Here is a 25,494-nt window from a genome sequence, read left to right as displayed (position 1 = left end):
GCGAGGCGAGGCGCGAGTCGGGGTCAGAGGCCGAACGCGGCGCCCTGCTTCGCCGGCGCCGCACCGGACGCGGCCGCGGTCGCCGCCGTCGCGGGCGCAGCGCCGTCGTCCGACGGCGACGCACCCGTCCACACGTCCTCGCCCTCGACGTGATCCGCACCGGCGGTTCCGGCGGCCCGCGCAGCGGCGACGCGCTCGGCGTGGCTCGGCGGGTTGCTCGGCACATCCGCAGGTCGGCCGACCTCGTTGATCTTGCGCAGCTCGGGCACGATGTCCTCGGCGAGGAAGTCGATCTGCTCGAGCACCGTCTTCAGCGGCAGGCCGGCGTGGTCGATGAGGAACAGCTGACGCTGGTAGTGGCCCACCGCATCCTTCATCGCGCCGTAGCGGTCGATGACCTGCTGCGGCGAGCCGACCGTGAGCGGGGTCTGCTGAGTGAAGTCCTCCATCGACGGGCCGTGGCCGTAGACCGGGGCGTTGTCGAAGTAGGGGCGGAACTCGTTCCAGGCGTCCTGCGAGTTCTTGCGCACGAACATCTGCCCGCCGAGGCCGACGATCGCCTGATCGGCGCGTCCGTGGCCGTAGTGCTCGAAGCGGCGACGGTAGAGGTCGACCATCTGCTGGGTGTGCTGGATAGGCCAGAAGATGTTGTTGTGGAAGAAGCCGTCGCCGTAATAGGCGGCCTGCTCGGCGATCTCGGGCGTGCGGATCGAGCCGTGCCAGACGAACGGCGGCACCCCGTCGAGCGGGCGCGGCGTCGAGGTGAAGCCCTGCAGCGGCGTGCGGAACTGGCCCGACCAGTCGACGACCTCGTTCTCCCACAGCTGGCGCACGAGCGCGTAGTTCTCGACCGCGAGCGGAACGCCCTGGCGGATGTCCTGCCCGAACCACGGGTACACCGGGCCGGTGTTGCCGCGCCCCATCATCAGGTCGGCACGGCCGTTGCTGATGACCTGCAGCATCGCGTACTCCTCGGCGATGCGCACCGGGTCATTCGTGGTGATGAGCGTCGTCGAGGTCGACAGCGTGATGTTCTTCGTCACGCCGGCGAGGTAGCTCAGGATGGCGACGGGCGAGGATGCGACGAACGGCGGGTTGTGGTGCTCCCCCGTCGCGAAGACGTCGAGTCCGGCCTCGTCGGCGTGCTGCGCGATGGTCAGCAGCGAGCGGACCCGCTCGGTGTCATCGGGTGCGCGGCCCGTCGTGGGGTCGGTCGTGACGTCGCTGACGGTGAAGATGCCGAACTGCATGATGTCCTCCAAATTCGATGCGTTTGCATGAACCTGTTCAGGCTAGCGGACATTCCCGCCGCATCGGATCCGTCGCGGGATCAGTCGCCGACGTCGTCCGACCAGGCCGCGATGTCGACGCCGTGGTTGTCGGGCGAGGCGAGCGACCACCACGCCGGCGCGTGCGAGTCGTCGGCCAGACGACCGCCGGCCGCGAGCGCCGCGGCGACGCGCGCCTCCGCTTGATCGGCGGGAACCGAGACGTCGAAATGGGTTCGGCCGCGGCGCGGCACGTCGCCGGTGATCGGGTTGAACGCCAGCTGCGGCCCACGCCGCAGCGGGTCCACCGCATCACCGTCGCCGAGGTCCTCGTACCCGAGCGCGGCCGCGAAGAAGGGCCGCGCATCTGTCGCCGAATGCTGCGCCACGTAGATGCCGACCGACTGGATGCGCGCCGGATCCGGCTCGAGCCCCAGGCTCGCGGCGGCGGTCGAGACCGAGGCCGAGAACGCGATCGCGGCGGCCGAGATGCCGCCGAAGTCGCGATCCGGCACGCACACGATCACGCCCTCGGGCCGTACGTCGATGTCAGCGAGGATGCCGAGTCGCTCGGCCGCCTCGACCGCCGGCCCGACCAGCGACGCGGCCTGCGTGAGCGACACCGCCCGGAAGACCGCCTGCGGCCCGGTCGCTGTCACGCGCCACGCGGCGGTACCCGCACCACCCCGGAACTCGGCCGCGGTGATCCTCGCCTCGTTCTCTGATCCCACCATGAGGTGCTCCCTTCGGGTGCCGTGCTCGCTGTCGACCCGGCCGATCGCTCAGGCCGGGTCGATCGCCGCGGCGACCTGCCGCGCCATGCTCTCGCGGATGAGGTGGTCGTTGCCCGGAACGACCCGTGTCGTGACGTTCGAGAGCCGCGCGAGCCCGTCGAGGCTCCCTGGCACGTGGAACTCGTCGAGGGCGCCGACGAGAATGTCGACCGGCGCCGGGGTGTTGACCAGGTCGGTGATCGTCGTCTGGGACTCGATGCAGTTCTCCAACGACTTGATGAACGGCACCCAGGTCTCGACGTTGATGTCCATCGCCTTCGGAATCGGCAGCATCCGTTCGACCAGGCGGGCGTTGCGCAGAGTGAAAGCCTGGTTCTCGCGCACGAACTTGTAGAGCTGAAGGTAGACGCTCACCCGGGCCCGGAGCAGAGGATCGCCGAGCTGCGCCGGGTCGACGTACAGCGGCGGCGAGACCATCACGAGGTGCCGCACGCGCCGGGGATGCGTCGCCGCGTAGCGTGCGCCGAGGATCGTGCCGAGCGAGTGTCCCACGAGCGTGAACGGCGCGCGGAGGTGCAGTCGGTCGATGGCACGCGCGATCGCGTCGACGTGCTCGGCGACCGTGTACTCGGCGTCAGCCGGAGCCGGGGAGCGACCGAATCCGAGCAGGTCGATCGCGATCACCCGGTGGTTCGGGGTCAGCAGCGGCACCAGGTTCTGGAACGTCACCGACGACGAGGCGATCCCGTGAACGAGCACGACGACACGACCGCGCCCCTCGTCGATCGACACGGCCAGCTGGCGCTCATCCCGTCTGCCGAGCATGCCCGCCTTCCGTCCGTCACGACCCGATCGCACGAAGCCGAAGTGCGGATCTTGCACAACTATTCAAACTATGTCGTAGTAGGCGATTCACCTCTAGAACTGCTGCGCCGTTCGGCTCGGTCGCGGAGGCATAGCCGCGATCGTGCCTCTTCGCCTGCTTCGGCCCGACAGTTGCGAGAGCGTGAAGTGAACACCTTAGTTGAGCGGTACCGAGAACTTCGAAACAGGCGGACTGTCGCGCGCGAGTTCAAGATGAGCCGCACGACCGTGGCCCAACACCTCGCCCGGCGAGGTGTCGACGTGTCGCGCGGGATGAAGCCGGCGGACGTCGCTCAAGCAATCGATCGCTACGCCGAAGGATGGTCGAGCGCTCGGATCGGCGCCGAACTCGGTTTCGACAACAAGACGATCATCGCGGCACTCAGAAAGCACGGCGTCGTGATTCGCCCGCGGGTGGCGTGAAGCCAGGCGGTGAGCCCTGCTCCGCGAGTCGGAGGATGATTTTGGCCACCTGTTCGGCACTGACATCCGGATTCACCAAGCTCAACAATTCGACCGAACGCCCCTCCCCCACTCGCTCGATCGTCTTGGAGTCGCCAGTCGCGACGTCGACGTCGAAGAGACGGCCGGCATGTCAAGGAACGGCTTGATGCGCGCGAAGGCGCGGCCAGCTGGTTGCGGCAAAGAAGGGGTTTGTGCTGAGACACTGCGGCGATGCTCGGCAACTTCAAGGGGCGAAAGGTTCTTCGCCGGCTCGAAGTAGGTGTGGATACAAATCTGTTCGGCCGGACTCAGAACGACGAAGGCTCGAGCATCACGGTCGAACCACTCGCGCTGAAGTGCGGCGCGTTGACGGACGTAGCTGAGGGTCGTGAGTCGCGGCATGAGGACCGATCACTATGAGCCTTCACGCTGATCGCGTCAAACATGACCGGATCCACTAGCTAGTCGTCCTTCTGCAGGTAGATCTCATGCCAGGTATCCACGTCGTGCAGCTTCTTTCGCAGGTTCATGAGCCGTTTCGAGAACGACTCTCTTGCTTCGGGCACCCATGCGGTGATGTAGCCGAGCATGGCGTCATTCATGAGTAGCGCAATCGTCAAGAGAGGCTGAGGTCGGAACCTCACCGGGTCAAGAACAATTTCGAATCCGGTCCCCTTCCTCACTAGGTGGCTCTTCTCGATATCCGCGAAGGCACCGTGTACGACGTTCGAACCCATTCGGTACGCCGAGTACGCAGTTGGCCCGAGCGCGTGAACGCGCTTCTCCGCGGATGGCCAGCCATTTGCACCACGACTAGGCAGCGCATCCTCACTGACGCCCGCAGCGGCAAACGATGCGGCGATGGACGACAAGATGCGCTCTTCGATCGGAAGCTGTCGGCCTCTCTGCGCGATCTGCCGATCGACATCTTTCTTGAACTCGCGTTCCGCGATCATGCTGTCGTTGACGTATGAGTCGAAACGAGCTCCCGATCCATCGTCACCGAGGAGATAGTTGACGGTTGCGATCGATTCGAGCACCTCGCGGAAGATCGGGAGTTGCAGGTCCCCGTCGTGACCATCGGACAGCTGGCGAACGAGGCCCTTCACAAGCTTTATTGACTTGGCGAAGTGCCCAACGAGGATGGCCTGGTTCCGGTCCAGGCCGTTCTCCTGCTGAGTGTCTCGTCGCAGGCCGGCGACAGTGACCATCACGACGACGCTCTCCCTGAGGAGATCGAAGGAAGCGCGGATGAACGGTTCTTCGTCAGTTGCCGCCTGGAGATCGGCCACCTCCACTACCGCCTCCTCTGGAAGCACGCCCTTGAGCTCCTTGTCCAAGCGCTTTCGCCCCTTCATATGAGCGCGATACTCCCGCATGACCGCGCGCGCTTCTTGTGCGGTCGTGAGTTTCCCTACCCGTGCACGCCACTCCCCCGTGAACGCACCGGCCAACCGTGTGCTGAATCGGAGTCCAACGAGAATGGCGGCTCGAACTCTCAACGGAAGAGGTTCGCGGTCATTGAAGAAAGGAAGCATGACGAACAGCAGCTGGGCTTGTGAGTAAAAGCTCGTGGCGTAGATGAACGGCAGCAGCGCGAACGGATACCAGATAGAGAGCGCCAGGGTGCGAGCTATCAGACCGAGGTCTTGGCTGCTCCAGTTCGCGATCAGCTGAGACGTTGTGAAAACCAGCATCCCGAGCCCGATCAACCCGAGGATCACATCGAGGACGCGCGCGATCGGCTTGCCTCCCGCCCGATACTTCAGCAATACGGAAGTGACTGAAAGCACAATCACAACGAGCTGTATCGCCAGTTCCGCCACTAGGGGCATCGACACGAGGTTGACGTAGAACAGGACGAGCGCCGAGATGCCAAGAGTATCGGCAAAGGTTCGACCAAGCAGTACGACTCCGTCCTTCGCGTTGGCAGCGCGAAAGAGTAGAGGCAACCCCACGAGAAGGACTACAAGGATCGTGTCCTTCAACAAATCGAGCTGCCACCAGCCGACCCAATGCAAGGTCGCGATCACGACAGTCGCGAAGCCGAAGTAGCCCAGGAAAATCGGAAGCAGCTGTCGCGAAAACAGCAGCTTCGCCATCTTGGGAACCTCGACTCGTACACCTCGAACGAGCATCGCCAACGCTAGGAAGGCGGCGAGGAGAATCAGGGAGGCGATTTCGCGATCTGTCAGCATCTGTGCCAACGATTATGACAGCGGCATCCGACACTGAATATGGTCAGAAACACAACACCATCAGGCACATCCGACAGGGGTTGCGAATCACGCCAGATCCCGTACTGATGCACCCTGGGACGCAGCGACCCCGGGGGTGGGTTCTAGTAGCGCGCGACAGGATGACCTGCCGCAAAAGCCTCCTGGGCAACGAAGAAGGCCACCATCGGTGAATGGTGACCTCTGCAACAAGTTGGTTATGAACACAAATACTGCTCATGCTTGGTGCCCCTGGAGGGACTCGAACCCCCAACCCTCTCCTTAGGACGGAGCTGCTCTTCCATTGAGCTACAGAGGCCGGCGCATCCACTCTACCGAGGCGGCGCGCAGCGGTATCGCGCTCATGGCCGGACGCAACGGAGGGCGCCCGCCGCAACGAGCGCCCTCCGAGGTCGAGCCGGATGCAGGCCCGATCAGGCCTGGCCGGGCGCGTTGATGTTGACGAGCCAGCTGGTGCCGAACTTGTCGTCGAGCATGCCGAACAGGCCGCCCCAGGGGGCCTCGCCGAGCGGCATCGAGATCGTCGCGCCCTCGGAGAGCTTCTCCCAGTAGCCGCGCAGCAGCTCCTCCTCATCACCGCTGAGCGAGACGCTGAACGCGCTCGCCGGGGCGTACTGCATGTAGGCGGGGGTGTCGGAGGCCATGAGGGTGAAGCCTGCCGGGCTGTTCGAGATCTGCGAGTGCATGACCTTGTCGTACTCGGCCTCCTCGATGCCGGGCATCTTGAAGTCGCCGAAGGTGCTGATCGTCAGATCGCCGCCGAAGATCGAGTGGTAGAACTCGATCGCCTCGCGCGCGTTGTCGCGGAAGTTCAAGTACGGGTTCAGGATCGCCATGATGAACTCTCTTCCCGGCACCGCACGGCGCCACGGAGGTCAGCATCCCACCCGCCGGTGACAGTCACCACCGTCACCTGTCGGCGATCACGCGAACAGCGGCTATCCGCTAGCCGCTAACGGCCAACCGAGCACAGCGACGGATCAGGCGGGCGGCGCGTAGAGGAACAGCGGGATCTCGCTGACCTGCAGAACACGCTGGCCGTACTGGTGCTTGCCGCCCATGTTGTACTCCTCGAGCACGACCGAGCCGTCGGCGAGGATGCCGCTGACGTAGGCGACGTGGTTGTAGTTGAACCACGCCACAGCGCCGACCTCGGGGGTGTTGCCGGTGGGCCAACCGTGGGCCTGCCAAGCCGACTTCCACTGGCTCGCGTTGCCGCCGTTCGGGGTCAGGTTCGACCAGTCCCACTTCCACGGCGCCTGCGTGACGCCCTGGTCGCGGTTGAGCCGCCAGGCCACGAAGTCGACGCACTCGCGGTAGTAGTAGCGGAACGGCGACAGGCCGCCGCCCTCGTTGCGGGTCAGGTCGGTGGCGTAGGGGTAGTCGTCACCCTGCGCCTTCGCACCCGACGCCATGTAGGCCTCGAGGTTCTTCTGACGCAGCGCGTTCGCGTAGAGGGCGCGCAGGTCGGCGGCCTTGGTCACGCCGTAGGCGTCGCGGCCGACGGAGCCCTGCGCGACATCCGCGGCGACCGACAGCTTCTGCGTGTCGCCCTCGAGCGCGGCCTGCGTCGCGGCGGTGGGCTTGCCCTCGTCGTCGAAGGCGTAGGCCGGCAGCGCGAGAGAGGCGAAGATGCCGCCGACGAGCAGCATCGTGCCGGTCGCGGTGATGCGCTGGCGCAGTCCGCGCTTGGCGGGCTTGCTGAACGACGAGCCAGCGGAGGTGCTCGACGAGGTGCGCGCGGCGGCGGCGCGGGCGACACCCTGGGTGCGCTTCACGCGGCGGTCGCGCACGGCGGTGGCGGTCGCGGCGACGACGGCCGGGGTCACGATCTCGATCGACGCGGTCGCCGGCGTCGCGGCGACGGGGTCGATGCTCGTCGCGACGACGAGCGGAGCAGCCGATTCGACGTGCGTGGGACGGGCGGCGGGGATGGCGGACTCGGCATGGGAGCGTACCTCCGCCGGCGCGGCGGGAACGGCCGGAGCCGCCGCGATCTCGGCGGCGGCCGGCTGGTCGCCGACGATCTGGGCGAGCACGGCCTCAGCCGACTGCGCCGGAGTCGGCACGATCTCGGCCGGGGCGGCGACGCTCGGGGCCGGGGTCGCGACAGGCGCGGCTGCCTCGGCTGCGACCGGGGCGTCGGCGAGGCCGGCAGCGGCGGCGCGCTCGGCGGCCTCCCGCTGCGCACGCAGCTCGCGACGCGAGGGGAAGGGTCGCTCAGCGGGTGCGGAAGCACTCGACGATGCGAGCGCGTCCGGCGTGGTCTTGTTCTTCTCGGTTCCGGCTCCCGACTCAGTCAGGCCACCGAAGAGAAACCCCAGCGAATCGGGGATCTCGGGTTCCGTCACAGCACAGCCTCCGGGTAAGCGACCTTTCGAGGGTAGACGACCATCCACCGATTGTCACGCCGAGGTAACGAAAACGTTAGACCCCACTGCGGGGGCGGGCTTCCGGCCACGAGTCCGCACCCTGAACAGGCGAAAACCGTCGATATCGCGATGGATGCTCAGCAAACACGAACGGATCCGTCCCCACACAAGCGGGCACGCGCATCCCGCGGCGTCGACCTGACGAACGCACGCCGAAGGAATCGACGACGAGCTGCTGCTGCGCCGTGACCGGCGCCCGACCTCACGCCGCGTCGGCGAGGAACGGGCTCCACTCGTCCTGCGGACGCTCGACTCCGCGCACCATCCACGCCGAGCCGTGCGGCGCCTTCGGCTGGTACCGCAGCGTCCACCCCATCTCCTGCGGGGTGCGGTCGCCCTTCACGTTGTTGCACTTCAGGCAGCACGCCACGAGGTTCTCCCAGCTGTCCGCTCCCCCGCGCGACCGCGGCATGACGTGGTCGATGGTCGACGCCGACAGGCCGCAGTAGCCGCAGCGCTGCGAGTCGCGCCGCAGCACTCCGCGGCGCGAGACCGGGACGCTGCGCCCGTGCGGCAGCCGCACGTAGCGGGTGAGCAGGATGACCGCCGGCCGATCCCACTCCCCCGACCGCGAGAGCACCGGGTGCCCGTCGTCGCGGGCCAGGATGGCCGCCTTGCCGCTCATCACGAGCACGAGGGCTCGCTTGAACGACACGACCGCCAGGGGCTCGTATCCGGCATTGAGTACCAGGGTGCGCATGGGCGTCCTCTCGAGTCGACCCGCATGGAGTGCAGGTGATCCAGCCACGCGGCCGGTGGGGAGGAGAGGTGCCCGAAGACGAGAAAAGGCGCCGTCGCGAACGACAGCGCCTTACAGCTCACGAGTGTGACAGGGCACACTCGGACGGACGGTGTGCCGTATGCGGAACACGGCGCGGGCATCCACGGATTGGATGCTGCCCCGAGCGCGCATGCGGCCCTCCTCTTCCTTCCTCACGGAACGCGAGGACACCAGAGTACGTCCGACACGCCCGGATTGCCGGGATTGCGCGTCACGACGCGACACACGTCACCGGATGGTCATCCGGCGTTCGCCCGGTCAGGCCGCGACGTAGACGTGGATCGCGACCTCGTTGGGCAGCTCGAGCCCGTCGCCGTAGCCGTCGACCTGGATGCTGACGTACGAGCCCTCCGAGGCGATCGTCGCGGTGGCGCCCGGCACGACGCCGGCGCCGAGCAACTGCTGCAGCAGCTCCGGCTCGAACTGCACGGGCTCGCCGAGGCGGCGGATGGTGCCGGTCACGGCATCCTTCTCGTCGCGCACGCGCTCGACGATGTTGACGACGCCCTCGAGGAACGGCTTCGACTTCGCTCCGCCGATCTCCTCGAGCGCGGGGATCGGGTTGCCGTAGGGCGACTCGGTCGGGTGGTCGAGGATCTCGAGCAGGCGGCGCTCGACCTGCTCGCTCATCACGTGCTCCCAGCGGCAGGCCTCGTCGTGCACGTAGGCCCAGTCGAGGCCGATCACGTCGGCGAGCAGACGCTCGGCGAGACGGTGCTTGCGCATGACGTGCAGGGCACGGCTGCGGCCGTCGGCGGTGAGCTCGAGGTGGCGGTCGCCCTCGACGCGCACGAGGCCGTCGCGCTCCATGCGGCCGACGGTCTGCGAGACGGTCGGGCCGGAGTGGCCGAGGCGCTCGGAGATGCGCGCGCGCAGCGGGACGATCCCCTCCTCTTCGAGGTCGAGGATGGTGCGGAGGTACATCTCCGTGGTGTCGACGAGGTCGGTCATCGCTGTCCCTTTGAGCCGGTGTCCGTCGCATCCGCTGATCGGGATCGACAGATGCTGAAATCGGTTCTCACCCTACCGGTCACGGGTGACAGAAAACCGGCACGGCGTGCGGGGCGACCTCGACACGGCGGCATCACGGTGGCGGAGCGATCCCGCCGCAGTCGACCGGCCGGACGGCGTCGCGCCGCGGCCTAGGATCGTCAGCATGTCGAGCATCGAGATCCCCGCCGAGCTCCTCCCCGCCGACGGCCGCTTCGGATGCGGCCCGGCGAAGGTGCGCCCCGAGCAGCTGGACCACCTGGTCGCCAACGCGTCCGTGCTCGGCACCTCCCACCGTCAGGCCCCCGTCAAGCAGATGGTCGGTCGCGTGCGCGCCGGTCTCGCCGAGCTCTTCGACATCCCCGAGGGCTACGAGGTGCTGCTCGGCAACGGCGGTTCGACCGCCTTCTGGGACGCCGCCGCCTTCGGCCTCATCGAGAAGCGCAGCGCCCACCTCGACTTCGGCGAGTTCGGCGGCAAGTTCGTCAAGGCGGCCTCGGCGCCGTGGCTCGAGACCCCCTGGTCGGCGAAGGCCCCGGGCGGATCGCGCAGCGAGTTCGAGGCCGGCATCGAGGCCGACGTCTTCGCCTACCCGCACAACGAGACCTCGACCGGCGTCATGGCCCCGGTGCGGCGCGTGACCGGCGGAGTCGAGGGCGCGCTGACGGTCGTGGATGCGACGAGCGCCGCCGGCGGCGTCGCGGTCGACGTGAGCGAGACCGACGTCTACTACTTCGCGCCGCAGAAGAACTTCGCGAGCGACGGCGGCATCTGGTTCGCCGTGGTCTCGCCGGCGGCGATCGAGCGCATCGAGCGCATCGCCGCATCCGGCCGCTACATCCCCGAGTTCCTCAGCCTCAAGAACGCGGTCGACAACTCGCGGCTCGAGCAGACCCTCAACACCCCGGCGCTGACGACGCTGCTGCTCATGGAGTCGCAGATCGACTGGATGAACGCCGGCGGCGGCCTGTCGTTCAGCGACGCCCGCACCCGCGAGTCGTCGCAGCACCTCTACTCCTGGGCCGAGGCGTCGTCGGTCGCGACGCCCTTCGTCGTCGACCCGGCGCACCGATCGCAGGTCGTCGCGACGATCGACTTCGACGAGAGCATCGACGCGACGAAGATCGCGAAGACGCTGCGCGCCAACGGCGTCGTCGACACCGAGCCCTACCGCAAGCTCGGCCGCAACCAGCTGCGCATCGCGACCTTCGCGGCGATCGACCCCGACGACGTGCGCGCGCTGACCGCGACGATCGACTGGGTGCTCGAGAACGCGCCGGTCGGGCGCGACTGACACGACGGATGCGGTCGACCGGGCGCAGACCCGATGCCGACCGCGAGGGCGCCGCGGCGCCGGAGGAGTGAGCGGATGCGCTTCTACGTTCCCAGCGCCGAGCGCCGGCCCGACCCCGCGCCCCTGAAGACCGACGATCGCGCGGCGATCCTCGTCGGGCTCGCCCTGTGGATCCTCGCGCTCTGCGGTCTGCTGATCGGCCTGCGCCCGCTCGTCGAAGGCGGGCACGAGGTCTGGCTGTGGACGGCCGTGGTCGGCATCACGCTGGGACTGGGCGGCCTGGTGTACACCCAGCTGCGCCGCGGGCGCCTGCGTCGACGCGTGGCGGACGCGGCGGCCGAGGCGGCGGCCTCGTCACCCGAGCAGCCGACCGCCTAGCGCAGCCGCGCCGCGGAGATCACTCGTCCTCAGGGTCCGACTCGTCCGCATCCTCATCCGCGTCGTCGTCGCGGTCGTCGACGTGCTGCGCCGCCGCCTCCGGGTCGAGCCCGTCGTAGACGTCGTCGCCGAAGTCCTCGCCGTGCTCGTCGTCATGATCGTCGAAGTCGTCGTCATCCGCGTCGTCGGCGTCCGATTCCTCGTCGTCGTCATCGAAAGCATCGTCATCGTCGTCGTGCTCGCCGCCGTGCTCGTCGTCATCCGACTCGCCCGCAGCCTTGCGCGCCGCGGCCTCGGCGGCCTGCGCCGCCTTGTACTCCTCGAGGCGCACCGACCACGGAACCCAGTCGGGGGCGATGAGAGCGCCTTCGCCGGGCAGCAGCTCGGCCTCGAGCACCGTCGGCTCCTCGCCGTCGAGCTGGGCGACGCTGACCGTCCAGTGCCATCCCGGGTAGCCGAGCATCGTCGCCGCGAAGGTGAGGGTCGTCACCCCGTCGGCGTCGGTCGTCTCGCTCGTCAGGTCGCCGACCTGCGCGTCGGGGGTGATCTCGCTCAGGGCGGCGCGGGCCACATCCACTCGGCTGGTCATCGCGGTCGCCTCAGGCATCGAGATCGTCGGCGACGCGGCGCAGCACGGCCGCGAGCTTGCCACCGTGGCTCTTGTCGGGGTAGCGGCCGCGACGCAGGCCCTCGCCGATTCCGTCGAGCAGCTTCACGAGGTCTTCGATGACGACAGCCATGTCCTCGGCCGATCGGCGGTTCATCTTCGACAGCGGGATGGGCGTGTCGAGCACGCGCACGGAGAGCGCCTGGGCTCCCTTGCGCCCGTCGGCGATGCCGAACTCGAGGCGGGTGCCGGCACGCACGTTGGTGACGCCGCTCGGCAGAGCCGAGGCGTGCAGGAAGACCTCCTGGCCGTCATCGGCGGCGATGAAGCCGAAGCCCTTCTCCTCGTCGTAGAACTTGACCTTGCCGGTGGGCATCGCGGCAGCCTCTCGATCTGGGGGGAATGGGGCGGCCCCGAACGGGCCTATCCTGATGGGATGCCGAAAGACACCCCGGTGCGCTCCAATCGTATCGAACGCGCGCTCGGCGTCATGGCCGCCACCGTGCTCGGAGTGGCGATCGTCGACATCGTCGTGATCCTGATCCTGGCGCTGACCAAGGTGTCGCTGTCGAGCGGCCCCGGGCAGTTCGCCCGCTGGCTGCCCCTGCCCGCGCTCGCGATCGGCCTCGTGCTGCTGATCGCCTTCATCTTCGTCTCCGGGCTGCGACGCCGCCGCGAATCGCAGCAGGATGCCCGCCGCTAGCAGCTCCGCTCTCGCGCTCGCGGCACGGCTGCGCGCGCTCGACGACGACGCCCTGCTGCGTCTGCTGCGCGAGCGCGAGGTGCGCTCCGCGGGGATTCGCGACTGGTTCGATCTGGCGGAGGCCCTGCTCGAGCGTCCGAGCGTGCAGCGCGCGCTCGAGGGGCTGGACCGGCACGCGCTCGCGGTGCTGGCGGGCGCCGCCGAGCTGTCCGCCGCGGGGCGGGCGCCGACGGTGGAGCAGCTGGCCGACCGCATCGGCAGCGACAGCACCGAGGTGCGCCATCGCGCGGCCGTGCTCGCCGAGCTCGGTCTCGCGGCCGTCGAGTCCGATCGCGTGGCACCGTGGGACGGCGTGGCCGAGCAGCTCGCCGCGTGGCCCTCGTTCGACCTGCCGAGCGCGGAGGAGCTGATCTGGACGCCCGCTCCCGGCGCGCTCGTGCCGGTCGCCGACGCCGATCGGGACGCCGTCGACCGGCTCGCCGGCGAACGCGCCTTCGCGGCCACCGGCCGCGTCACCGAGCTCGTCGCCGAGCTGCAGCGCGAGCCGGCCCGACGCCTCGCGAAGGGCGGGATCGCGCTGCCCGAGACTCGACGCCTCTCGGCGGCGATCGGAGCCGAGCAGGATGATCTGACCCCGTTGCTCGACCTGGCGCAGCGTGCCGAGCTGATCGGCGACGACGGCGCCGTGCTCGCCGTCACGGCGGCGGGAGCCGAATGGCTGGGTCTCGACGACGCCGAACGCTGGTCGACGCTCGCCGCCGCCTGGATCGCGCGACTGGCGCCCGACGTGCGCCGCCTGCTCGAGGAGCGCGCCGCCGCCGAGTGGGACGACGGGCTGCTGCACTATCTCGCCTGGCTCTACCCGGGCTCCGCCGAGCGGATGCTGCGCCGGGTCGAATCGGCCCGCGCGCACGCCCGTCTGCTCGGCATCACCGTCGACGCCACGCCCTCCGGCCCCGGGCGCGCCCTGCTGATCGAGGGCGTCGCCGCCGCGCGTGACCGTGTCGCCGCGCTGTTCCCCGAGCACGTCGAGCAGGTCTACCTGCAGCACGACCTCTCGATCATCGCGCCCGGCCCGCTGCGCGCCGACCTCGACGGCCGCCTGCGTTCGATGGCCGACGTCGAGGCCCGTGGCCTCGCCTCCACCTACCGCATCACCGCCGCCTCGCTCGGCCGCGCCCTCGCGCGCGGCGAGACGGGCGACACGATCCGCGACTTCCTGTCCGGCATCTCGCTCACCGGCATCCCGCAGCCGCTCGACTACCTCGTGCGCGACACCGCCGAGCGCTTCGGCGCGCTGCGGGTCGGCGCGATCGCCGAGGCCGATCGCCCCGCCGACGCGGGAGCCCGCAGCTACGTGCGCAGCGACGACGCGGCGCTGCTGCGCCAGCTGACGGTGGATGCCTCGCTCGGCTCGCTCGCGCTCATCCGCTCGGGCGAGCACCGCGCGGTCAGCCGGGTCGAGGCGAGCGTGCTGTTCTGGTCGATCGTGGATGCGCGCTATCCGGCCGTGCTCGAAGACGCCGCGGGAGTCATCCAGCCGGCGTCGCGCCGCACGACCCTGGCGCCGGCGGCCTCCGGCGGGAGCCGCGATCCCGCGGTCGAGCTGGTGAAGCGACTGCGCGACTCGGGCGCCGCGACCTCGGGGGCGACGGGATCCGATGACGAGACCGACGGAGCGGCGTGGATCGCACGCCAGCTCGAGCTCGCCGCGAAGGGCCGCACCCCGGTCGTCGTGACCGTGCGGATGCCCGACGGATCCGACGTCGAGCTGCGCCTCGAGCCCACCTCGGTCGCCGGCGGACGTCTGCGCGCCCGCGACCCTCGCGCCGATCTCGAGCGCACCCTGCCGCTCAGGTCGATCACCGCGGTCGTCCCGCTCGACTGAGCTCCGCGCTCCCAGCGCAGGCACCCCGGGCGCGACTATTCTGGGAGGTCATGTCCGGACCCCTGATCGTGCAGAGCGACCGCACCGTGCTGCTCGAGGTCGCGCATCCCGACGCCGAGGATGCCCGCCACGAGCTGGCCGTCTTCGCGGAGCTCGAGCGCGCACCCGAGCACATCCACACGTACCGCATCACGCGCCTCGGACTCTGGAACGCGCGCGCCGCCGGCCACACGGCCGAGCAGATGCTCGAGACGCTGAACCGCTACGCAAAGTTCCCCGTGCCGCAGACGGTGTCGATCGACATCGACGAGACCGTCGCCCGCTACGGACGACTCGTGATCTCGCGCGACCCCGAGGTCGAGCAGGCGAACCCCGACGGCACATCGACCACGATCCCGGGCGAGCTGATCCTCAGCTCCACCGACCCGGCCGTGATGAGCGAGATCACCCGCAACGCAAAGGTCGGGCCGCTGCTCGGCGTTCGTCGCACCCCGAGCGAGTGGACGCTGCAGCCCTGGGCGCGCGGCCAGATCAAGCAGGAGCTGCTCAAGCTCGGCTGGCCCGCCGAGGACAACGCGGGCTACACGCCGGGAACCCCGCACGAGATCGAGCTGGATGAGTCGGGCTGGCACCTGCGCGACTACCAGCGCAAGGCGGTCGACAACTTCTTCGACGGCGGCTCCGGCGTCGTCGTGCTGCCCTGCGGCGCCGGCAAGACGCTCGTCGGCGCCGGGGCCATGGCGGCCGCCGGCACGACCACGCTCATCCTCGTGACCAACACCGTCAGCGCACGGCAGTGGCGGGCCGAGCTGCTCAAGCGCACGAGCCTGACCGAGGACGAGATCGGCGAGTACTCGGGGCAGGTCAAGGAGATCAAGCCGGTCACCATCGCGACCTACCAGATCCTGACCGCGCGCCGGAAGGGCGAGTACGCGCACCTGGCCGTGCTCGACGCGCTCGACTGGGGCCTCATCGTGTACGACGAGGTGCACCTGCTGCCCGCACCGGTGTTCAAGCTGACCGCCGACCTGCAGGCGCGCCGCCGCCTCGGCCTCACCGCCACGCTCGTGCGCGAGGACGGCCGGGAGTCGGACGTGTTCTCGCTCATCGGCCCGAAGCGCTTCGACGCCCCGTGGAAGGAGATCGAGGCCCAGGGCTACATCTCCCCCGCCAGCTGCTACGAGGTGCGCATCGACCTTCCGCAGGACGAGCGCCTCGAATACGCGGCGAGCGCCGACGACGAGCGCTACCGCCTCGCCGCGACCGCGCCCGCGAAGCTGCAGGTGGTCAAGGACCTCGTGGCTAAGCACGCGGGCGAGCGCATCCTCGTGATCGGCCAGTACCTCGACCAGATCGACGAACTTGCCGAGACCCTGAACGCCCCGCAGCTCACCGGATCGACCCCGATCGACGAGCGCGAGCGCCTGTTCCAGGAGTTCCGCGACGGCACGCTCACCGTGCTCGTCGTCTCGAAGGTCGCGAACTTCTCGGTCGACCTGCCCGAGGCGACCGTCGCGATCCAGGTCTCCGGATCGTTCGGGTCGCGCCAGGAGGAGGCTCAGCGACTCGGCCGTCTGCTGCGCCCGAAGGAGAGCGGGCTTCCCGCGAACTTCTACACCCTCGTCGCCCGCGACACGATCGACCAGGACTACGCGCAGAACCGCCAGCGCTTCCTCGCCGAGCAGGGGTACTCGTACACGATCCTCGACGCCGGGGACCTCGCGACCGCCGCGTAGTCGGCGATAGCCTCGCGACATGGCAGCCCCGGTGCACGCGACCATGTCCCTCTCGCTCGACGGCTACGGCGCCGGCAGCGGGCAGACCCTCGAGAGCCCGATGGGCGACCTCCCCGGCCCGGCCCTCCATCGGTGGATGTTCGAGACGCCGGAGGAGAACGCCGAGGAGCAGGCGCACATCGTCGGCGCCTCGGCGTACATCATGGGCCGCAACATGTTCGGGCCCGTGCGCGGCGAATGGCCCGTCGACGGCGAGCCGTGGACCGGATGGTGGGGCCCCGAGCCGCCGTACCACGCGCCCGTGTTCGTGCTCACCCATCACGAGCGCGAGCCGCTGGAGATGGCGGGCGGCACGACCTTCCACTTCGTGACCGACGGCATCCACTCGGCCTTCGAGCAGGCGCAGGCGGCGGTGCGGGAGCGCGGCGACGACGGCCGCATCCACATCGCCGGCGGGGTCTCGACGATCAACCAGTACCTGGCCGCGGGGCTCATCGACGAGCTGCACCTGCAGATCTCGCCCGTCATCCTCGGGCACGGCGAGCGGCTCTTCGAGGGGCTCGGCCACATCCCGCTCGAGCAGGTGTCGATCACGCCGAAGTCGCTCGTGACGCACGTCGTCTACCGCGTGTTGAAGCCCGGGGCCTAGAACTCACTCGTGCTCGGGCAGCACCGGCGTCGACCAGCCGGCATCTCGGCCGACCTGCGTGCCGCGTGACACCGCGGCGGCGCCGAAGCGATCGCGCACCGCGTCGAGCACGGTGTCGAGTCGCGCGCCGTCGTCCCAGTCGATGGGCAGCTCGGGCTGCTGCTCGCTCGCCCGGCCGAGCTGCGCGAGCGACACCCCGATCAACGTCAGTCCGCGCGCGGAGATCTCGGGGGCGCACTCGGCGAGCAGCCGCCGGGCGACGCCGAGGATGACGCCGGTGCGATCGGTCGCCGGGCCGAGGCTCTGCGACCGGGTCGCCTTCGCGTAGTCGCCGAAGCGCAGCCGCAGCACGACCGTGCGACACACCCGGTCGCCGTCGCGCAGCCGCCGGGCGAGTCGATCGACGATCTGGCTGAGGATGACGTCGAGCTCCTCGGGCGATCGCCGCCGGGCGGCGCCGAGCGCGCGCTGCGATCCGATCGACGAGCGGCGTCGTGCCGTCTCGACGGGGCGCGGGTCACGCAGACGAGCGAGCGCGTGCAGGTGCGCGCCGGCCGCGCGACCCAGCAGCCGCTCGGCGCTCGCCTCCTCCAGCTCGGCCAGCTGACCGACCGTGCGGATGCCGAGCCGACGCAGCTTCTCGGCGGTCACCGCCCCGACACCCCACAGCCGCTCGACCGGCAGCGGCAGCAGGAACTCGCGCTCGCGGTCGGGCGGCACGACCAGCAGGCCGTCGGGCTTGCTCACGGCGCTCGCGACCTTCGCCAGGAACTTCGTGCGGGCGACCCCGACCGAGATCGCGAGACCGGCCTCGGCGCGCACCCGCTCGCGAAGTCGGGCGGCGACCTGCTCCGGCTCCCCGGCGAGTCGCCGCAGGCCGCCGACCTCGAGGAAGGCCTCGTCGATCGAGAGCCCTTCGACCAGTGGCGTCGTGTCACGGAAGATGTCGAAGACCTGCCGGCTCGCGGCCGCGTAGGCGTCCATCCGCGGCGGCACCACGATCGCCTGCGGGCACAGCTCGCGCGCCCGGCGTCCGCCCATCGCGGTGCGGATGCCGAAGGCCTTCGCCTCGTAGCTCGCGGCGAGCACCACTCCGCCGCCCACGATCACGGGCCGGCCGCGCAGCTGCGGAGCGTCGCGCTGCTCGACCGAGGCGTAGAACGCGTCCAGGTCGGCGTGCAGCACGGTCGCCTCGCCCCGCATCCCCGCCTCCTGTCGCCGATCCGATGCGGGGATGCTCGCACGCGCCGACGACATCGACGGTGGCGTGGCGTGCACCGGACGTCCGGCTCGGACTGGCAGCGCTCCCAGGAATGCTCCAGGCAATGGTCAGATACTGACTGCATGACCGACGGACCCAAGATCCTCATCGTCGATGACGAGCCCAACATCCGCGACCTACTCACCACCTCCCTCCGCTTCGCCGGCTTCGCCGTGCGCGCGGTCGGCAACGGCGCCCAGGCCATCTCGGCGGTGCTGGAGGAGGAGCCCGACCTCATCATCCTCGACGTCATGCTCCCCGACATGAACGGCTTCGGGGTCACCAAGCGCCTCCGCGCCTCGGGATACACGGCGCCGATCCTGTTCCTCACCGCGAAGGACGACACCGAGGACAAGATCACCGGTCTCACCGTCGGCGGCGACGACTACGTCACCAAGCCCTTCTCGCTCGATGAGATCGTCGCCCGCATCAAGGCCATCCTGCGCCGCACCATGCACGACGACGACGACGCGATCATCCGCACCGGCGAGCTCTCGATGGACCAGGACACGCACGAGGTCACCGTCGGCGACGTGTCGGTCGAGCTCTCCCCCACCGAGTTCAAGCTGCTGCGCTACCTCATGCTCAACCCCAACCGCGTCCTGTCGAAGGCGCAGATCCTCGATCACGTGTGGGAATACGACTTCAACGGCGACGCCGGCATCGTCGAGAGCTACATCTCCTACCTGCGCCGCAAGCTCGACCAGCACTCGAGCGAGCCGATGATCCAGACCAAGCGCGGCTTCGGCTACATGCTCAAGGCCTCCAAGGTCTGATCGGATCGCCGGGACCCGATCGCCGATCGGTCCACCGGCCCCTCATCGCCGCTCCATGGTTCCGCCCCTGCTTCCTCACGGTCGCAGGGGCGTAGCCTTGCCCGCAGTGTCCGCCGTCGCGTCGCCCGCCGCGCATCCCCTGAAAGAGGTCTGAACCGTGGCCTCGATGCACGCCTCCTTCGATCACTGGTGGAACGGCATCTCGCTGCGCACCAAGATCACCGGCGTCACCGTGCTGCTGCTGACCTTCGGTCTCGCGGTCGCCGGCGTCGGCACCGCGAACGTGCTGCGCACCTACCTCTTCGAGCAGGCCGACACCCAGCTCGACAACGTCTACAACGACACCCGCAACAAGCAGCTCGGGCCCTCGGGCAGCCAGCCGTACCTCTCCGACTCGTCGCCGTACTACATCCGCATCGTCGATTCGAGCGGCACGACCCAGTGGATCAACATCGCGAGCGGTCAGGCGGATGCGGGGCCCGACCTCGAGGGCGTCGACCTCACGTCGATCGCCGATCACCACGAGGGCATCAACGTCTACAGCGTCGACCACAAGAGCCAGTGGCGCGTGAAGGCCTACAGCGGCCAGTTCAACACCGGCTCGAGCTCGACGCCGGGAACCCTGCTCATCGCCGTGAGCGTGGCCTCGACGGATGCGACGGTCGGCCGCTACGCCGTCATCTTCTTCGCATTCGCGATCGCGGTCATCGCGCTCGGCTGGGCGCTCAGCCAGCTGCTCGTCACGAGCACCTTCGCCCCGTTGCGCGATGTCGAGCGCACGGCCGCGCGCTTCGCCGCCGGCGACTACAGCCAGCGCCTCGGCGGGGCGACCCCGAACACCGAGGTCGGCCGCCTCAACCGCTCGCTCAACACGATGCTCGCGCGCATCGACTCGGCCTTCGCCGACCGCGCGCGCACGATCGAGCAGATGCGGCGCTTCGTCGGCGACGCGAGCCACGAGCTGCGCACGCCGCTCGTCTCGCTGCGCGGCTACGCCGAGCTCTACCGCATGGGCGCCATCCAGAAGCCCGAGGATGTCGCCCAGGCCATGGATCGCATCGAACGCGAGGCGATCCGGATGAGCGCGCTCGTGAGCGACCTGCTCGAGCTGGCACGCCTCGACGAATCGCGCGAGCCGCAGCTGGCCGAGGTCGACCTGCTTCCGCTCGCGCAGGATGCGGCACTCGACGCCAGCGCCTCCAACCCGAATCGCAAGATCACGGTCGTCGTGCCCGACCACACGCTGGATACCCTGTTGACGCTGCCGGCGAGCATCCCCGCGGTCGCGGCGGGTGCGCTCGAAGCCGGGCAGCCGGCGACCGTGACCAGCCCGATCGCCCTCGCCGGCACCGCGCTCGCGCGCCTGCGTCGCCGTCGCGGTCAGGCGCGCACGAACGCCACGGCCGAGATCCCGCCGCTGCAGGTGCCTCCCGTGCCGCTGCCTGCGGTCGGCCCGATCGTGCTCGCCGAGGGCGACAAGATCCGGCAGGTCATCACGAACCTCATGGGCAACGCGATGCGCTTCACCGCCGACGACAGCCCGATCGAGCTCGTCGTCGACGTGGATGCGGCCGGCGGCTACGGATCGATCTCGATCGTCGATCACGGCGAAGGCATCCCGCCGCAGCTGCGCGAGAAGATCTTCCAGCGCTTCTGGCGCGCCGACTCCTCACGCACCCGCGACACGGGAGGCAGCGGACTGGGGCTGGCGATCGTCGCCGGCATCGTCGCCAATCACCACGGCCACGTCGAGGTGCTCGAGACGCCCGGTGGGGGCGCGACCTTCCGGGTGAGCCTGCCTCTCCTCCCCCGCGCCGTCGACGAGGAGAAGTCCACGGATGCGGGCGACGGCCCCGGATCGGACGCGCCGTCGGCCTAGCTTCGAGCCATGGCTACTTACACGGTTGACAGTGACATGGTCCAGCAGACGGCGACCGCCGTGCGGTCGGCGATCGACCGCATCCGCGGCGACGTCGACTCCCTCAACTCGCGCGTGATCGAGCTGCAGCGCTCGTGGACGGGCGCGGCGTCGACCTCGTTCGCCAGCGCCGCGCAGGACTGGCGCACGGCCCAGACGGGCGTGCAGAACTCGCTGCAGAAGCTCAGTCAGGCGCTCGACATCGCCGGGCGGAGCTACGAGGAAGCGGAGTCGGCGACGCAGCGCATGTTCCGCTGACCTCGCCGGCGTCTCGACCCGAAAGAGACGCCGAGGGTCGAAGTCCTGCCGAACTCGACCGCGCGCGTCCCCGCGCGGCCCCGAGAAGGTGCGGGCGGCAGCAGGATGAGCACATGGACCCCGCCGTGCGCCCAGATCCCGACGCCGCCCGCACCGCACTGCCGACGCCGCCCGACACCGCCGCGGTGCGCGCCGCCGTGGACGTGCTCGACCGCTTCGCCTCTCCGGCGGTCCGGGCGCACTCGTGGCGCTCGTGGCACTGGGCGCTCGCGTTCGGCGCACGCCTCGGCATCGCCCCCGACGACGCCGAGCTGCTCTGCGTCGCCGCACTGCTGCACGACATCGGGCTCGCCCGTGAGTTCGACGCCGCTGTGCCCTCGTACGAGGAAGCCGGCGGTCACGTGGCCTGGGCGGTCACGGCCGGCGCCGGGTGGGCCCCGGCGCGGCGCGATCGACTCGCCGACGTGATCGTGCGCCACAACTGGCCCGAGGTGCCGGTCGATGACCCGGACGGGCACCTGCTCGAGATCGCGACCGGCCTCGACATCAGCGGCGCGCGCCCCGACGTGCTGCCCGCCGACCTCGTGGATGCGGTGCTCGCGCGATTCCCTCGCGGCGACCTGGGCGTCGAATTCGGTGCGCTCGTCACGGCCCAGGCGCACCGGAAGCCGAGCACGCAGGCGCACCGTCTCGTCGCCGGCGGTCTCGTCGACAAGCTCGCCGCGCATCCGCACGAGCATCGGTTCGACGCGCACTGAGCCGCGACGTCCACGGAGACGCGACGCTCACGGAGACGCGACTCCCACGGTGACGCGACTCCTACCGCGACTCGGCGCGGCTCGAGCTCCGGCACGCGAGCGGGAACGCCGAAGCGGGCGGCTCCCCGAAGGGAACCGCCCGCTTCTGAGCAGTGCGAGCCGAGGCTCAGACCGTCTGATCAGTGGATCAGAAGTCCATGCCGCCGGTCGGGTCGCCAGCCGGAGCCGCGACCTTCTCGGGCTTGTCGGCGACGACGGCCTCGGTGGTGAGGAAGAGGCCCGCGATCGAGGCCGCGTTGAGCAGCGCCGAACGGGTCACCTTCACCGGGTCGGCGATGCCGGCGCCGAGCAGGTCGACGTACTCGCCGGTCGCCGCGTTGAGGCCCTGGCCGGTCGGGAGGTTGCGCACCTTGTCGACCACGACGCCCGGCTCGAGGCCGGCGTTGAGGGCGATCTGCTTGAGCGGGGCGTCGATCGCGACACGCACGATCTTGGCGCCGGTCGCCTCGTCACCGGTGACCTCGAGCTTCTCGAAGGCGGTCTTGCCGGCCTGGATGAGCGCGACGCCACCACCGGCGACGATGCCCTCCTCGACGGCGGCCTTCGCGTTGCGCACGGCGTCTTCGATGCGGTGCTTGCGCTCCTTGAGCTCGACCTCGGTGGCCGCGCCCGCCTTGATGACGGCGACGCCGCCGGCGAGCTTGGCGAGGCGCTCCTGCAGCTTCTCGCGGTCGTAGTCGGAGTCGGTGTTCTCGATCTCCTGGCGGATCTGCTTCACGCGGCCCGCGATGGCGTCGGCCGAGCCGGCGCCCTCGACGATCGTGGTCTCGTCCTTGGTGACGATGACCTTGCGCGCCTGGCCGAGCAGGTCGAGGGTGGCGTTCTCGAGCTTGAGACCGACCTCCTCGCTGATGACCTGGCCGCCGGTGAGGATCGCGATGTCCTGCAGCTGCGCCTTGCGACGGTCGCCGAAGCCGGGGGCCTTGACGGCGACCGACTTGAAGATGCCGCGGATCTTGTTCACGACGAGAGTCGCGAGCGCCTCGCCGTCGACGTCCTCGGCGATGATGAGCAGCTGCTTGCCGCTCTGGATCACCTTGTCGACGACCGGGAGCAGATCCTTGATGTTCGAGATCTTCGAGTTGACGATCAGGATGTACGGGTCTTCGAAGACCGCCTCCTGACGCTCGGGGTCGGTGACGAAGTACTGCGACAGGTAGCCCTTGTCGAAGCGCATGCCCTCGGTCAGCTCGAGCGTGGTGCCGAAGGTGTTCGACTCCTCGACGGTGACGACGCCCTCCTTGCCGACCTTGTCGATCGCCTCGGCGATGAGCTCGCCGATCTCGCTGTCGGCGGCCGAGATGCTCGCGGTGGCGGCGATCTCGTCCTTGGTCTCGATCTCCTTGGCGGTCGCGACGAGCTCGGCCTCGACGGCCTTGACGGCCTTCTCGATGCCGCGCTTGAGGCTGATCGGGTCGGCGCCGGCCGCGACGTTGCGCAGACCCTCGCGCACGAGCGCCTGGGCGAGCACGACCGAGGTGGTGGTGCCGTCGCCGGCGACGTCGTCGGTCTTCTTGGCGACCTCCTTGACGAGCTCCGCGCCGATCTTCTCGTACGGGTCGTCGAGCTCGATCTCCTTGGCGATGGAGACGCCGTCGTTGGTGATCGTGGGGGCGCCCCACTTCTTCTCCAGAACGACGTTGCGGCCGCGCGGTCCGAGCGTGACCTTCACGGCGTCGGCCAGCGTGTTGAGGCCGCGCTCGAGGCCGCGGCGGGCCTCCTCGTCGAATGCGATGATCTTCGCCATGTAGTTCTCGTCCCTCCCGGACGTCGGCCTGCTGAGCACGAGTGCGCACGCGGTGGCGCACACACGGTCGTGACCGGCAGCAGTGGTTCATGGGTTAGCACTCCGAACGAGGGAGTGCCAGGAGTCATTCTGGCACTCGCCCTGAGGGAGTGCAAGCCACCGCGACGCGGGATGACGGGCGCGGACGAGCCCGCGCACACGAAAGCGGGCGGCGCCTCGGCACCGCCCGCTCGCGACGTCGTGTCAGGCCGGACGAACCGCCTCGGCCTGGGGCCCCTTCGCCCCGGTGCCGAGCTCGAAGACGACCTTCTGGCCCTCCTCGAGCACCTTGTAGCCGCTCATGTCGATCGCGGAGTAGTGGACGAACACGTCCTGTCCGCCGTCATCCACGGTGATGAAGCCGTAGCCCTTCTCCGCGTTGAACCATTTGACGGTGCCGTTGGCCATCGCCTCTCCTCGTGTGCTGGTCGCGCAGGACGGCGATGGTGCGCGGTGCTGTGAGGCCGTCCGTGCGCCGATGCTAGCTCCGAGAAGGCGCCGATCCCGCGGCGAACCGGGCAAAAGGGGGCCTGAGCGAACGATCGGCACCCAGATTAAACACTCGCGTAACACGAGCGCCCGTCAGCGCTGGATCGAGGCTCAGCCGGCCAGCTTGTAGTCATCGCCGAGCGCGATCGTGATCGGCGCGCCGGGGAAGGCCGACGACAGCCGGATCGAGCCGGTGCCGAGGATCTTCACCATCCCCTTCGCGACGCCCTCGTACTCCTTGCCGGAGTAGTACACGACGGTCGCCTTGCTGTCGCGCTCGTCGGCGTCGGCGGTTCCCGAGACGGTCCAGCCGGCATCCTTCAGCTTCGTCGCGAGGGCGTCCTGGGCGTCGTCGGTCGCGCTGGCGTTGAGGATGGAGATGCGCAGGGTCTCGGCGATCGCCGGGTCGACCGAGCCGGGCTCGGTGATCGCGGGACTCTCGTCGACCGCGCTGGAGCTGGCGCCGGGCGCGGCCGCGGAGTCGCCGGAGCCGAACGGCAGCTCGATCGAGAAGCGGGAGTCGACCCGCGACAGCGTGAAGAGGCCGACAGCGACGAGCAGCCCGGTGGCGAGCGCCGCCCACGCGAAGACGACCCAGGCCCGGCCGCGCGGAGCGGGTCCGCGGTGGGCGCCGACACGCGTGAGGTCGTGCGGGACGTCGTCGAACCGGTCGCGGGGTGCGGTGCTCATCGGGGCGGGGTGGTCCTCAGCTGTCGGTGGGCTCGATGCGGAAGGTGCGAGCGGCGCGAGCCCGAGTGCGGGCGGTGCGCAGCCGCTGCAGTCGCCGCACGAGCAGCGGATCGGCGGCGAGCGCCTCAGGGCGATCGATCGCGGAGTGCAGCAGCTGATGGTAGCGAGCCGAGGTGAGGCCCAGCTCCGAGCGGATCGCCGCCTCCTTGGCGCCGCCGCGGCCGATCCACTCGCGCTCGAAGTCGAGCACCCGGCGTTCGGCGTCGGTCAGCGCGGTCGTCGGGGCGCCCGTCGCAGCGCTCGCGGACGCCTCCGTCGCCGCCGGCACCGGGATGCCAGCCGGCGCGGCGGCGGTCTCCGGTGACGGCGAGGGGATCATCCGGTCAGGCTAGTGCGGGGCGGCTGGACGCGGTTCCCGCCCCGCCGTCGAGCCGGGATCCGGCCCCCGCGATCGGGACGACCGATCTCGAGACCGATGCGCCTCGGGGCCGAT

26 protein-coding genes and 1 tRNA gene are annotated in these 25,494 nt (G+C 69.6%); 11 read left to right on the top strand and 16 right to left on the bottom strand.

The features are described from left to right. Positions 1-23: 23 nt before the first annotated feature. The 3 genes from FJ657_RS06735 to FJ657_RS06725 all read right to left on the bottom strand — a co-directional run bounded on the left by FJ657_RS06735 (position 24) and on the right by FJ657_RS06725 (position 2,827). Positions 24-1,250: a CE1758 family FMN-dependent luciferase-like monooxygenase gene (locus FJ657_RS06735; protein WP_141162938.1), complete on the bottom strand. Its 1,227-nt coding sequence runs from the start codon at positions 1,248-1,250 to the stop codon at positions 24-26. 80 nt (positions 1,251-1,330) lie between these two features. Beyond that, positions 1,331-2,002 (bottom strand): VOC family protein, encoded by a 672-nt coding sequence (locus tag FJ657_RS06730; RefSeq protein WP_141162937.1) that lies wholly within the window; start codon positions 2,000-2,002, stop codon positions 1,331-1,333. A gap of 48 nt (positions 2,003-2,050) precedes the next feature. Continuing rightward, positions 2,051-2,827 (bottom strand): alpha/beta fold hydrolase, encoded by a 777-nt coding sequence (locus FJ657_RS06725; RefSeq protein ID WP_141162936.1) that lies wholly within the window; start codon positions 2,825-2,827, stop codon positions 2,051-2,053. Between the two features lie 252 nt (positions 2,828-3,079). Between FJ657_RS06725 and FJ657_RS06720 the strand changes: the two genes are divergently transcribed. Next, the gene (locus FJ657_RS06720) at positions 3,080-3,289 is read left to right on the top strand and encodes a hypothetical protein (RefSeq protein ID WP_141162935.1); all 210 of its coding nucleotides are present in this window, start codon (positions 3,080-3,082) and stop codon (positions 3,287-3,289) included. Between the two features lie 482 nt (positions 3,290-3,771). Here the strand turns inward: FJ657_RS06720 and FJ657_RS06715 are convergent, their stop codons facing one another. The 6 genes from FJ657_RS06715 to FJ657_RS06690 all read right to left on the bottom strand — a co-directional run bounded on the left by FJ657_RS06715 (position 3,772) and on the right by FJ657_RS06690 (position 9,711). After that, positions 3,772-5,412, bottom strand: coding sequence for a DUF5677 domain-containing protein (locus tag FJ657_RS06715; protein WP_141162934.1), 1,641 nt, complete (start codon positions 5,410-5,412; stop codon positions 3,772-3,774). Positions 5,413-5,770: 358 nt separating this feature from the next. Next, a tRNA-Arg gene (locus FJ657_RS06710) sits at positions 5,771-5,845 on the bottom strand. Between the two features lie 115 nt (positions 5,846-5,960). Continuing rightward, positions 5,961-6,383: a VOC family protein gene (locus FJ657_RS06705; RefSeq protein WP_439653934.1), complete on the bottom strand. Its 423-nt coding sequence runs from the start codon at positions 6,381-6,383 to the stop codon at positions 5,961-5,963. 144 nt (positions 6,384-6,527) lie between these two features. Next, complete coding sequence (locus FJ657_RS06700; protein WP_141162933.1) at positions 6,528-7,898, bottom strand: CHAP domain-containing protein; 1,371 nt, start codon at positions 7,896-7,898, stop codon at positions 6,528-6,530. Between the two features lie 283 nt (positions 7,899-8,181). Next, a complete protein-coding gene (locus FJ657_RS06695; RefSeq protein ID WP_141162932.1) occupies positions 8,182-8,679 on the bottom strand; it encodes an HNH endonuclease in 498 nt (165 codons plus the stop codon). Positions 8,680-9,018: 339 nt separating this feature from the next. Further along, a complete protein-coding gene (locus FJ657_RS06690) occupies positions 9,019-9,711 on the bottom strand; it encodes an iron-dependent transcriptional repressor DtxR (RefSeq protein WP_141162931.1) in 693 nt (230 codons plus the stop codon). Between the two features lie 205 nt (positions 9,712-9,916). Here FJ657_RS06690 and serC point away from each other — a divergent pair, with 205 nt between their 5' ends. Both serC and FJ657_RS06680 read left to right on the top strand, forming a co-directional pair. Then, the gene (gene serC, locus FJ657_RS06685; protein WP_141162930.1) at positions 9,917-11,044 is read left to right on the top strand and encodes a phosphoserine transaminase; all 1,128 of its coding nucleotides are present in this window, start codon (positions 9,917-9,919) and stop codon (positions 11,042-11,044) included. Positions 11,045-11,119: 75 nt separating this feature from the next. Continuing rightward, on the top strand, positions 11,120-11,422 hold the full coding sequence (locus FJ657_RS06680) for a DUF2530 domain-containing protein (RefSeq protein WP_141162929.1): 303 nt from the start codon (positions 11,120-11,122) through the stop codon (positions 11,420-11,422). A gap of 19 nt (positions 11,423-11,441) precedes the next feature. On the opposite strand, the gene FJ657_RS06675 is transcribed toward FJ657_RS06680, so the two are convergent. Continuing rightward, positions 11,442-12,029: a DUF3027 domain-containing protein gene (locus FJ657_RS06675; protein WP_141162928.1), complete on the bottom strand. Its 588-nt coding sequence runs from the start codon at positions 12,027-12,029 to the stop codon at positions 11,442-11,444. After that, positions 12,022-12,405, bottom strand: coding sequence for a cold-shock protein (locus FJ657_RS06670; RefSeq protein WP_141162927.1), 384 nt, complete (start codon positions 12,403-12,405; stop codon positions 12,022-12,024). The genes FJ657_RS06675 and FJ657_RS06670 overlap by 8 nt, the downstream gene beginning before the upstream one ends. A gap of 60 nt (positions 12,406-12,465) precedes the next feature. Between FJ657_RS06670 and FJ657_RS06665 the strand changes: the two genes are divergently transcribed. The 4 genes from FJ657_RS06665 to FJ657_RS06650 are packed head-to-tail and all read left to right on the top strand — an operon-like array spanning position 12,466 to position 17,005. Beyond that, positions 12,466-12,732 carry a hypothetical protein gene (locus FJ657_RS06665; RefSeq protein ID WP_141162926.1) on the top strand — a complete coding sequence of 89 codons (267 nt, stop codon included), beginning with the start codon at positions 12,466-12,468 and terminating at the stop codon, positions 12,730-12,732. Continuing rightward, a complete protein-coding gene (locus tag FJ657_RS06660) occupies positions 12,719-14,620 on the top strand; it encodes a helicase-associated domain-containing protein (protein ID WP_141162925.1) in 1,902 nt (633 codons plus the stop codon). Before FJ657_RS06665 ends, FJ657_RS06660 begins: the two co-directional genes overlap by 14 nt. A 50-nt stretch (positions 14,621-14,670) precedes the next feature. Then, on the top strand, positions 14,671-16,356 hold the full coding sequence (locus FJ657_RS06655) for a DNA repair helicase XPB (protein WP_141162924.1): 1,686 nt from the start codon (positions 14,671-14,673) through the stop codon (positions 16,354-16,356). Positions 16,357-16,375: 19 nt separating this feature from the next. Next, positions 16,376-17,005, top strand: a complete 630-nt coding sequence (locus FJ657_RS06650) for a dihydrofolate reductase family protein (RefSeq protein WP_141162923.1) — start codon at positions 16,376-16,378, stop codon at positions 17,003-17,005. A gap of 3 nt (positions 17,006-17,008) precedes the next feature. On the opposite strand, the gene dinB is transcribed toward FJ657_RS06650, so the two are convergent. Next, complete coding sequence (gene dinB / locus FJ657_RS06645; protein WP_141162922.1) at positions 17,009-18,208, bottom strand: DNA polymerase IV; 1,200 nt, start codon at positions 18,206-18,208, stop codon at positions 17,009-17,011. A 141-nt stretch (positions 18,209-18,349) separates the two neighbouring features. On the opposite strand from dinB, the gene FJ657_RS06640 reads away from it, so the two are divergent. The 4 genes from FJ657_RS06640 to FJ657_RS06625 all read left to right on the top strand — a co-directional run bounded on the left by FJ657_RS06640 (position 18,350) and on the right by FJ657_RS06625 (position 21,976). Then, the gene (locus tag FJ657_RS06640) at positions 18,350-19,042 is read left to right on the top strand and encodes a response regulator transcription factor (protein WP_141162921.1); all 693 of its coding nucleotides are present in this window, start codon (positions 18,350-18,352) and stop codon (positions 19,040-19,042) included. 166 nt (positions 19,043-19,208) lie between these two features. Then, complete coding sequence (locus tag FJ657_RS06635) at positions 19,209-20,921, top strand: sensor histidine kinase (protein WP_141162920.1); 1,713 nt, start codon at positions 19,209-19,211, stop codon at positions 20,919-20,921. A 9-nt stretch (positions 20,922-20,930) separates the two neighbouring features. After that, complete coding sequence (locus tag FJ657_RS06630) at positions 20,931-21,218, top strand: WXG100 family type VII secretion target (protein WP_141162919.1); 288 nt, start codon at positions 20,931-20,933, stop codon at positions 21,216-21,218. A gap of 113 nt (positions 21,219-21,331) precedes the next feature. Further along, complete coding sequence (locus FJ657_RS06625; RefSeq protein ID WP_141162918.1) at positions 21,332-21,976, top strand: HD domain-containing protein; 645 nt, start codon at positions 21,332-21,334, stop codon at positions 21,974-21,976. 187 nt (positions 21,977-22,163) lie between these two features. Here the strand turns inward: FJ657_RS06625 and groL are convergent, their stop codons facing one another. The 4 genes from groL to FJ657_RS06605 form a co-directional block, all read right to left on the bottom strand. Continuing rightward, a complete protein-coding gene (groL, locus tag FJ657_RS06620; RefSeq protein WP_141162917.1) occupies positions 22,164-23,783 on the bottom strand; it encodes a chaperonin GroEL in 1,620 nt (539 codons plus the stop codon). Between the two features lie 243 nt (positions 23,784-24,026). Further along, positions 24,027-24,230 (bottom strand): cold-shock protein, encoded by a 204-nt coding sequence (locus FJ657_RS06615; RefSeq protein WP_141162916.1) that lies wholly within the window; start codon positions 24,228-24,230, stop codon positions 24,027-24,029. Between the two features lie 192 nt (positions 24,231-24,422). Beyond that, on the bottom strand, positions 24,423-25,001 hold the full coding sequence (locus FJ657_RS06610; RefSeq protein ID WP_141162915.1) for a LytR C-terminal domain-containing protein: 579 nt from the start codon (positions 24,999-25,001) through the stop codon (positions 24,423-24,425). 16 nt (positions 25,002-25,017) lie between these two features. Next, positions 25,018-25,380 (bottom strand): DUF3263 domain-containing protein, encoded by a 363-nt coding sequence (locus FJ657_RS06605; protein WP_141162914.1) that lies wholly within the window; start codon positions 25,378-25,380, stop codon positions 25,018-25,020. Positions 25,381-25,494: the final 114 nt, after the last annotated feature.

The organism is Schumannella soli (genome assembly GCF_006517435.1).
Classification (GTDB): domain Bacteria; phylum Actinomycetota; class Actinomycetes; order Actinomycetales; family Microbacteriaceae; genus Schumannella; species Schumannella soli.
This window is presented reverse-complemented; position numbering and strand designations above follow the sequence as displayed.